9 protein-coding genes and 1 tRNA gene are annotated in these 7,870 nt (G+C 70.4%); 5 read left to right on the top strand and 5 right to left on the bottom strand.

Annotation, left to right across the window (positions count from 1 at the left end; genetic code table 11):
• Positions 1 to 57: 57 nt before the first annotated feature.
• The 3 genes from rph (at position 58) to rdgB (ending at position 2,126) form a co-directional block, all read left to right on the top strand.
• Complete coding sequence (gene rph, locus ACWF94_RS26770; RefSeq protein WP_453493599.1) at positions 58 to 825, top strand: ribonuclease PH; 768 nt, start codon at positions 58 to 60, stop codon at positions 823 to 825.
• Between the two features lie 93 nt (positions 826 to 918).
• Positions 919 to 1,305: a hypothetical protein gene (locus ACWF94_RS26765; protein ID WP_453493596.1), complete on the top strand. Its 387-nt coding sequence runs from the start codon at positions 919 to 921 to the stop codon at positions 1,303 to 1,305.
• A gap of 218 nt (positions 1,306 to 1,523) precedes the next feature.
• Positions 1,524 to 2,126 (top strand): RdgB/HAM1 family non-canonical purine NTP pyrophosphatase, encoded by a 603-nt coding sequence (gene rdgB, locus ACWF94_RS26760; protein WP_453493593.1) that lies wholly within the window; start codon positions 1,524 to 1,526, stop codon positions 2,124 to 2,126.
• Positions 2,127 to 2,172: 46 nt separating this feature from the next.
• On the opposite strand, the gene ACWF94_RS26755 is transcribed toward rdgB, so the two are convergent.
• The 4 genes from ACWF94_RS26755 to bcp all read right to left on the bottom strand — a co-directional run bounded on the left by ACWF94_RS26755 (position 2,173) and on the right by bcp (position 4,267).
• A tRNA-Leu gene (locus tag ACWF94_RS26755) sits at positions 2,173 to 2,259 on the bottom strand.
• Between the two features lie 58 nt (positions 2,260 to 2,317).
• Positions 2,318 to 2,977: an HNH endonuclease gene (locus ACWF94_RS26750; RefSeq protein ID WP_453493591.1), complete on the bottom strand. Its 660-nt coding sequence runs from the start codon at positions 2,975 to 2,977 to the stop codon at positions 2,318 to 2,320.
• Complete coding sequence (locus ACWF94_RS26745) at positions 2,977 to 3,651, bottom strand: HNH endonuclease signature motif containing protein (protein ID WP_453493588.1); 675 nt, start codon at positions 3,649 to 3,651, stop codon at positions 2,977 to 2,979. The genes ACWF94_RS26750 and ACWF94_RS26745 overlap by 1 nt, the downstream gene beginning before the upstream one ends.
• Positions 3,652 to 3,799: 148 nt before the next feature.
• Positions 3,800 to 4,267 carry a thioredoxin-dependent thiol peroxidase gene (gene bcp, locus ACWF94_RS26740; RefSeq protein ID WP_453493585.1) on the bottom strand — a complete coding sequence of 156 codons (468 nt, stop codon included), beginning with the start codon at positions 4,265 to 4,267 and terminating at the stop codon, positions 3,800 to 3,802.
• Positions 4,268 to 4,446: 179 nt separating this feature from the next.
• Here bcp and ACWF94_RS26735 point away from each other — a divergent pair, with 179 nt between their 5' ends.
• Both ACWF94_RS26735 and ACWF94_RS26730 read left to right on the top strand, forming a co-directional pair.
• Positions 4,447 to 4,767 (top strand): DUF3618 domain-containing protein, encoded by a 321-nt coding sequence (locus tag ACWF94_RS26735; RefSeq protein WP_453493582.1) that lies wholly within the window; start codon positions 4,447 to 4,449, stop codon positions 4,765 to 4,767.
• Between the two features lie 97 nt (positions 4,768 to 4,864).
• Positions 4,865 to 5,167, top strand: coding sequence for a GroES family chaperonin (locus tag ACWF94_RS26730; RefSeq protein ID WP_218184061.1), 303 nt, complete (start codon positions 4,865 to 4,867; stop codon positions 5,165 to 5,167).
• A gap of 104 nt (positions 5,168 to 5,271) precedes the next feature.
• Here ACWF94_RS26730 and ACWF94_RS26725 read toward each other — a convergent pair whose 3' ends face one another.
• The gene (locus ACWF94_RS26725) at positions 5,272 to 7,752 is read right to left on the bottom strand and encodes a transglycosylase domain-containing protein (protein WP_453493580.1); all 2,481 of its coding nucleotides are present in this window, start codon (positions 7,750 to 7,752) and stop codon (positions 5,272 to 5,274) included.
• Positions 7,753 to 7,870 lie beyond the last annotated feature (118 nt).

Raw genomic sequence — 7,870 nt, 5'->3', positions numbered from 1 at the left:
GAGGGCCCCGTTCCAGACGGAACGGGGCCCTCCCGCACAGCCGATAGGCTCAGGGCCATGTCTCGAATCGACGGCCGCACCCCCGAACAGCTCCGCCCGGTCACCATCGAACGCGGATGGAGCAAGCACGCCGAGGGCTCCGTCCTCATCTCCTTCGGCGACACCAAGGTCTTCTGCACCGCCTCGGTCACCGAGGGCGTACCGCGCTGGCGCAAGGGCAGTGGCGAAGGCTGGGTCACCGCCGAGTACTCGATGCTGCCGCGCGCCACCAACACACGCGGCGACCGGGAGTCCGTACGCGGGAAGATCGGCGGCCGTACGCATGAGATCAGCCGGCTCATCGGCCGCTCACTGCGCGCCGTCATCGACTACAAGGCACTCGGCGAGACCACCATCGTCCTCGACTGCGACGTCCTCCAGGCCGATGGCGGCACCCGCACCGCCGCCATCACCGGAGCCTACGTAGCCCTCGCCGACGCCGTCGCCTGGGCCCAGACCAAGAAGCTCATCAGGGCCGGGCGCCGACCGCTCACCGGGACCGTCGCCGCCGTCTCCGTCGGCATCGTCGACGGCACCCCCCTCCTCGACCTCTGCTACGAGGAGGACGTACGCGCCGAGACCGATATGAACGTCGTCTGCACCGGCGACGGCCGCTTCGTCGAGGTCCAGGGCACCGCCGAGGCCGAGCCCTTCGACCGCAAGGAACTCAACGCCCTCCTCGACCTCGCCACCGGAGGCTGCGCCGACCTCGCCGCCCTCCAGCGCGACGCGCTCGCCCGCACCGGCCCCCCCGAACTCACCGAACCCGCCGCGCCCAACTCATAGCCGGGCAACCGGTGACGCCCCACTCGGCGTCGTAAGAACTCCGGGCGCACGGGCCGAACCGGGCGCCCGGCCGTATCCGGGAGGGACAGTCTCATGCCTGCGCGCCGCCGCATCGCACTCACGCTCGCCAGCGCCGCTCTGCTCGTGCCCATCACCGTCGGGTGCAGCGCCATCGACAAGGCACTCGACTGCGTCGAGACGGCCGACGCCATCGCCACCAGCGTCGACAAACTCACCACCGCGGTCTCCACCGCCGCCGAGGACCCCACCCAGGCACGTGAAGCCCTGGACGACATCGACAAGGAACTGAAGAGCCTCGGCGACAAGACCGACAACGCCGACCTGAACAAGGCCGTGGACGACCTCAACGCGGGTGTCGGCAACGTCCGCAAGGCGGTCGAGGGCGGCGACGCGACCCCCGACATCACGCCGGTCACCGACGCGGCCAAGGAAGTCGGCAAGGTCTGCACCCCGGGCTGACGCCCCCGGACCCGGGCCGCCTTCCCTGGCCCGGGTCCCCGGCGCCGCTGCCGGTACCTCCGCACCCGGCGTACCTCGGCGCCCGGCGGAAGCGTCACCCCGGCGGAAGCGCCACCCGCCACCCGGCGGGAGGCGCGCACCGGCCCCCGTACAGCCCCCGTACAGCCCCCGGGCAACCCACGGACGGGTCCACGGACGGGCCCACGGATAATCGGGCCATGACCCGTCTCATCCTCGCCACCCGCAACGCCGGGAAGATCACCGAACTCAGGTCCATCCTCGCCGACGCGGGCCTGCCACACGAACTCGTCGGCGCGGATGCCTACCCCGATATCCCCGACGTCAAGGAAACCGGCGTCACCTTCGCCGAGAACGCCCTGCTCAAAGCACACGCGCTCGCCAGGGCCACCGGCCTGCCCGCCGTCGCCGACGACTCCGGCCTCTGCGTCGACGTCCTCGGCGGCGCCCCCGGCATCTTCTCCGCGCGCTGGGCCGGCACCCACGGCGACGACACCGCCAACCTCAACCTGCTGCTGGCCCAGCTCTCCGACATCGCCCCCGAACACCGCGCCGCCCACTTCGCGTGCGCCGCCGCCCTCGCCCTCCCCGACGGCACCGACCGCGTGGTCGAGGGCCGCATGCCCGGCACCCTCCGCCACGCCCCCGCCGGCACCAACGGCTTCGGCTACGACCCCATCCTCCAGCCGGACGGCGAGACCCGCACCGCCGCTGAGCTGAGCCCCGACGAGAAGAACGCGATCAGCCACCGGGGGAAGGCGTTCCGGGCACTGGTGCCGGTGGTGCGGGAGCTGCTTGGGTGAGGCTCCGGAACAGCGAAAGGGCCACTCGTCGCAGTGGCCCTTCGCATGGTGCGGCCGGTGGGACTCGAACCCACACGGGATTTCTCCCACGGCGTTCTAAGCGCCGCTTGGCTGCCAGTTACAACACGGCCGCCGACCGTCTGGCCATGGTAGCGGGCAGACGGTCGGCGCTGGCGCGGGGGAGGTTTGCGCTAGGTTCGGCGTTTGCCTCCTCTGCACCAGGTGTTGGTGATCGCATGACAGTTGGGGCAGAGCAGCCGAAGGTTCTGCGGTACGTTGTCGCTCCAGTCGCCGTTGATGTGGTCGACCTCAAGGGTCATGGACCCGCCTTGCCACAACGGCCCGGTTCCACACTCGTCGCAATGCTCGGGGACTCCGATCTCCTGTAGCGCCCGACGCAGAAGGAGCGTCCTCGTTCTGCGTGTGCCGTCGTGCTTTCTCAGCATCTCTGCGGCCTTCTTCTTCGAGGTGGTCGGCGATTTACCGCGCTGGTGCCCCTGTCCCAGAAAGTGATCGGTGGAGATGCCTTCTTCCTTGGTCCACTGTCGCAGTGCGGCACGCTGACTCGTGGTGTCGGGGCGGCCGAGCCGACGGAGCGCTTCGGCGAGGGAGACCGATGCGACTACGGCTTCGCGCAGTCCGGCGCTGGCGGGCCGTGGGCCCACTTCTCGATACCTTCGTCGGCGGAAGTGGGAGACATCGATGGCGTAGTGCTCGAAACGCTTGAACAGATATCGGCGCAGGTGCCCGTAGGGCAGGGTGCCGAAGAAGGCGATGACCTCGTCGATGTCCTTGCACTTCTGCGCGGCCAGGGTCAGCCGCTCGCGTGTGTAGCGCGGGACCGAGTCCATCAGGAGCCCGCTCCGACCTGGGCCCGCCAGGGCGCTGTCGCTTTCCGGCCCTTGCCCCGGCCCCGGTAGTTGTCCGTGGTCGAATGGCAGTTGGGGCAGAGGAATCGAAGATTCTCGATGCGGTTGTCGCGCCAGTCCCCATCAATGTGGTCGACCTCAAGGGGAAGAGGACGGTCACGCCACACGGGACCGGTGCCGCAGATGGCACACCGTTCGGCGACGCCCACTGCGGTCAGTGCCCGCTTGAGCCGCTCGCCGGGTATTCGCCTGGTCCGGTCCGGTGACGGTGCGACGAGGACTGCTTCCGGTGTCCGTCGCTGCTTCTCACCGCTGCGGTTGGGCGGCCTGAAGTGCGAGGTGTCGATCCCGTACGCCTTGATCCGCCGACTGATGTGCGTGTGCTGCCCTCCGACCACCTCGATGCCCAGTCGCCGGAGCACCTCGCAGACGCTCGTCGAGGCTGCCACCACCGGTTCGAGGACTTCCCTCGTCCAGCGAACCCCTTCGCGCTCGAAGTGCCCGGTGTCTATCCCGAGCTTCCTCATGCGTTCGGCTATGTACCGCCGTGACCCGCTCTTCGGGTCTGCGCCGAGCTTGACCAGCGCCTCGGACAAGGTCCGTGATGAACCGGCCGCCTCCGCGAGGCGTTCCCGGGTGTACGGGCTCGTACCCATGATCTCTCCGTCCCGGCCGCGTATCCACGACCCGAACGGACTAACGAACCACCATCCGGACAGTCACGTCCGAAATGCGGAATGGCCTGCCCCACTTTCACCCGGAAAGTGAGGCAGGCCATTCCACGGCAACATGGTCCCCGAAGGATCAGATCCCCAGGTCCTTGATGATCTTCGCAACGTGCCCGGTCGCCTTCACGTTGTACAGCGCTCGCTCGACCTTCCCCGCCTCGTCCACCACCACCGTCGAGCGGATGACACCCGTCACGGTCTTCCCGTACAGCTTCTTCTCCCCGTACGCGCCGTACGCCTCCAGGACGGCCTTCGACGGGTCGCCGACCAGCGTGACCTTAAGGTTCTCCTTCTCGCGGAACTTCGCCAGCTTCTCCGGCTTGTCGGGGGAGACGCCGATGACGTCGTAGCCCGCTTCGGCGAGGAGGGAGAGGTTGTCGGTGAAGTCGCACGCCTGCTTGGTGCAGCCGGGGGTGAGGGCGGCGGGGTAGAAGTAGACGATGACCTTGCGGCCCTTGTGGGACGCGAGCGACACCTCGTTGCCGTCGGCGTCGGGAAGGGTGAAGTCGGGGGCGGTGTCGCCGGGCTGGAGTCGCTCGCTCATGGTTCTCCTCTGCAAGCCGTGGACAAGTGGACAGCAAGTGGACATGCCGCGCACGAGCCGTACGGGTGCCGTGCGGGTGTACGCCGACGAGCGTAATGGGGGTGCCGGGGGGTGCGGGCGCGGCAGAGCTGACAGACTGTTGGCGGATCACTACCGGAAACGACCACGGAGGCAGCGCGGTGTCGGACGCGAGGACCCCTGCGCAGATCGAGGCGGACATCGTCCGCAGGCGCGACCAGCTGGCCGAGACGCTGGACGAGATCGGGGTGCGGGTGCACCCCAGGACGGTCATCGGCGATGCGAAGGCGAAGGCGGCGGCGACGGTGGACCGGACCGCGGGGCGGGCGTTCGCCGTCGTGAACCGTACCGTCTCGGACGTACGGTCGAAGTTTGTCTCGGCCGATGGCGCACCCCGGCTGGAGCGGGTCGTTCCGGTCGCGGTGGTGGTCGTGGGCCTGGTGGGGCTGCTGGCCGTCTCTGCCCGTAAGCGCAAGGCGTGACCCGCGGGCGTACGCATCGCGCCGGGGCAGGTAGGTTCGTCGCGTGAGCGCCAACAGTCATGACCAGAACACCTCGCACGACAAGCTCCCGATCCGGATGCTGCACGACCGTGTGCTGGTGAGGACCGATATCCCGGAGGGCGAGCGGCGTTCCAGCGGCGGCATCGTCATCCCCGCCACGGCCGCGGTCGGCCGCCGGCTCGCCTGGGCCGAGGTGGTCGCCGTGGGCCAGAACGTACGGACCGTTGAGCCGGGGGACCGGGTGCTGTACGACCCGGAGGACCGGGCCGAGGTCGAGGTGCGGGGGGTGGCCTACGTGCTGATGCGGGAGCGCGATCTGCACGCGGTGGCCGCCGACCGCTTCCAGGGTTCCGAGGATTCCACGGGCCTGTATCTGTAGCCGTACGGCCGGGTCGTGGCCCGTACCGCCTCCGTCTGTGGCCCGTACCGCCCCGCCCGAGCCTCCGCGAGGCTCATCGCCCGCGCCTCCCGGCCCCCGGGGCCTCAATGCCGCCCGCCGCCGGGCTGCATCGGCACGCCCGGACCGCCACCCGGACCGCCGCCAGAACCAGCGCGTCCGTTCCCGGGACCGCCTCCACCGCCACTGTCACCGCCAACGCCGCCGTCTCCGGGACGACTGTCCCCGCGATGACCCTCGCCGGGACGGCCGTATCCGGGTCCCCCGCCCCCTGGCAGGTCCGGGTCCGGGTCCCCCCGGACGGCGTCCCCCGTAATGGGGTCGCTCACCGGGTCCGTCGGGCCGGTCGGCGCGGCGCCGGTGTCCGGACCGCCCACCGACGGGCGCGGGCTCTGCGCGGGTGACTCGCCCGGGGAGGTGGCGCCGGGCGACGCGCCCGGGGACGCGGAGTCGGTGCCGGGCCCCGGGGTCCCGCTCTCCGCCGGGGACTGACCGGGGGTCCCGGCCGGGGTGTCGCCGTCCGGCTCCGGCTCGGGCTCCTCGTCCGGCGCCCCGGGCTCAAGTTCCAGATCGAACTCCACGATCTCGGTGCCCTCCAGCGCCGCGCCCGTGAACTGCCCCCAGATCCGCGCGGGCGCCCCGCCCCCGTTGACGCGGGGCAGCCCGAGCGCCCCGTACAGCGGTTTCTGGGCGCCGGTGTCCGGGTCCTGGCCCATCACGGCGACCACGGTCGCCAGCTCGGGGGTGTAGCCCGCGAACCACGCGGCCTTGTCCTCCTCGGCGGTCCCGGTCTTGCCGGCGGCGGGACGGCCCGCCGACTGCGCCGCCGTGCCGGTGCCGGATTCGACGACGCTCTGCAGGATCGCGGTGGTCGTGTCGGCGGCCTCCCTGCTGACGGCCTGCCGGTCGTTCCGCGGCGGAAGCGGGACGCTCGCGCCGTCCTTGGTGACCTTCGCGACCAGGGTGTATCTGCCGTGGCGGCCGTGGTTCGCGAGGGTGGCGTACGCCTCCGCCATGTCGAGGACGCCGGCGGTCGCCGTGCCCAGGGCGATGGAGGGCGAGGCTTTCATGTCGGGGGTGTTCGCGGGCAGCCCCAGTTCGACGGCGGTCCTGCGGACCCGGGCGGGCCCGACGTCGACGGCCAGCTGCGCGTAGACCGCGTTCACGGACCGGTCGGTGGCCTCGGTGACGCTGATCGGGCCGTACGAGATCCCGTCCTCGTTCTCGGGGGCGTACGGCTTCCCGGGCCAGCCCTCGACGGGACGTCGGTCGGTTCCGTCGTAGACGGTCTCGGGAGTGATGGTCCGGCCGTCCTGGGTGCGGGAGCCGTTCTCGACGGCGGAGGCGAAGACGAACGGTTTGAAGGTGGAGCCGACCTGGTAGTCGCGGCGGGTGGCGTTGTTGACGTACTGCCGGGTGTAGTCGACACCGCCGTACAGGGCGACGACCCGCCCGGTGGCCGGGTCGATCGACGCGCCGCCGACCCGGACGTTGCGGTCGGCCTTGCGGCCCTCGTCCAGCTGGGACATCACCTGGTCGTCCACGGCCTCGGCGAACGCCTTCTGCTTGGCGCGCTCCAGGGTGGTGGTGATCCGGTAGCCGCCGGCGGCCAGGGTGTTCTCGTCGAGGATCCCACTGCCCGTCAGATGGTCCTCCACGGCCTGGACGATATAGCCGCGCTGCCCGGAGAGCCCCTGCGCGGGCTTGGCGCGCTGCGGTACGGAGAACGTCGTCGTGGCCCGTTCCGCCGGGCTCAGCCAGTCCTTCTTCACCATGCCGTCGAGGGTGTAGTTCCAGCGGCGGAGGGCCGCGTCCTCGTTCTCGGGGTGGGTGGTGACGTCGAAGGCGCTGGGGGCGTTGAGGAGCGAGGCGAGATACGCGCCTCTCGCGGTGTCGATGTCCTCGATGTCCCGGCCGTAGTACGCCTGGGCCGCCGCCTGGATGCCGTAGGCGTTGCGCCCGAAGTAGCTGGTGTTGAGATAGCCCTCCAGGATCTCGCTCTTGGACTGCTCACGGCTCAGCTTGATCGCGATGAAGAACTCCTTCCACTTCCGGGAGATGGTCTGCTCCTGGCCGAGGTAGTAGTTCTTGACGTACTGCTGGGTGATGGTGGAGCCGGATTGCCTGCCCTTGCCGGTGAGGGTGTTCCAGGCGGCGCGGACCATCGCCTGGGGGTCGACGGCGCGCTCCGAGTAGAAGTCGCGGTCCTCGGCGGCCAGGACAGCGTGCTGTACGGTCAGCGGGATCTGGGAGAGCGAGACGTTCTGCCGGTTGACCTCGCCGTCGCGGGCGATCTGGGAGCCGTCCTCGTAGAGGTAGACATTGGACTGGGCGACGGCGGTGGCATTGGCGGGCGGGATGTCGACGAGCGCGTATCCGGCCACGAACCCGCCGACCAGCAGCAGCGCGGCGAGCAGGACCGCGCCCAGTACCATCCGCCAGGTGGGAACGAGCCTGCGCCATCCGGCCCGCCGGGGCCGCCCGCCCCTGGCGCCGGGATCCCCGCCCGGCGCGGACGCGGTGGCGTCCCGGGGGCTCCAGCCCTGTCCCTGCGGCTCCTCGCTCATAGGCCCATAGTGCACTTTTCCGGGGAATATCCCCTGGATCCCGGCTGGTGAATGACCCTCATAAATGCGTCGCGCGGGACCACTCGGCGGGGCTAGGCTCGTGCGCTTTGGTGCCGGG

The sequence above is a fragment of the Streptomyces sp. NPDC055078 genome, from assembly GCF_053607985.1.
Note: the sequence above shows the minus strand (reverse complement) of the source record. Positions and strands in the feature narration are given on the sequence as shown.

Coding starts and splice junctions, on each gene's coding strand:
- ACWF94_RS26730 (WP_218184061.1), top strand. CDS start 4,865: ATGCTGCACGACCGTGTGCTGGTGAGGACCGATATCCCGGAGGGCGAG.
- bcp (WP_453493585.1), bottom strand. CDS start 4,267: ATGAGCGAGCGACTCCAGCCCGGCGACACCGCCCCCGACTTCACCCTT.
- rdgB (WP_453493593.1), top strand. CDS start 1,524: ATGACCCGTCTCATCCTCGCCACCCGCAACGCCGGGAAGATCACCGAA.
- ACWF94_RS26765 (WP_453493596.1), top strand. CDS start 919: ATGCCTGCGCGCCGCCGCATCGCACTCACGCTCGCCAGCGCCGCTCTG.
- ACWF94_RS26745 (WP_453493588.1), bottom strand. CDS start 3,651: ATGGGTACGAGCCCGTACACCCGGGAACGCCTCGCGGAGGCGGCCGGT.
- rph (WP_453493599.1), top strand. CDS start 58: ATGTCTCGAATCGACGGCCGCACCCCCGAACAGCTCCGCCCGGTCACC.
- ACWF94_RS26750 (WP_453493591.1), bottom strand. CDS start 2,977: ATGGACTCGGTCCCGCGCTACACACGCGAGCGGCTGACCCTGGCCGCG.
- ACWF94_RS26725 (WP_453493580.1), bottom strand. CDS start 7,752: ATGAGCGAGGAGCCGCAGGGACAGGGCTGGAGCCCCCGGGACGCCACC.